General features: G+C 72.4%; 1 pseudogene. It reads right to left on the bottom strand.

Features of this window, described 5'->3' with window-relative positions:
* Positions 1–406 (bottom strand): annotated as a pseudogene (locus tag GWG67_RS38880) (cyclic nucleotide-binding protein); the annotation flags it as partial.

The following is a 406-nucleotide window of genomic DNA, read 5'->3' as shown; positions in this document are numbered from 1 at the left end:
CGCCAGGGCGCGGCGGCGCGCCGGGCTCGGCGAGCAACAGAACATGGTCGCCGAGGCGCTGGCTCAGCCGCGACCACGCGTCGCCGATGTCCCGTGCGACGAAGACCGTCCGCGCATGCCGGGCCTCGAAGGCGTGGACCCATGCCTCGTCGGCCCCATCCGGCAACCGGCTCAGGCAAGCGGTCTCCCCCGGCAGGATCGCATCGAGGGCGGCGGCGAAGTTGTGGGCGAGCGGTTCCGGATCCGGGCCGTCCGTCACCGCCAGCACCACGAAGGTGCGCGGCGCGTGATGCACCGAATGGCCCTCGTAGAGCGTGCGCAGGCGCTCGGCGAGCATGCGGGCGAAGTAGAGGAGCGTGTGCGGATGCTCCGTGATCACGGTCTCGAAGGCGGCGCGGGTCAGGCA

The organism is Bradyrhizobium sp. CSS354 (assembly GCF_029051725.1).
GTDB lineage: Bacteria > Pseudomonadota > Alphaproteobacteria > Rhizobiales > Xanthobacteraceae > Bradyrhizobium.
The sequence above is the reverse complement of the archived record's forward strand: the minus strand, read 5'-3'. Positions and strand labels throughout refer to the sequence as shown.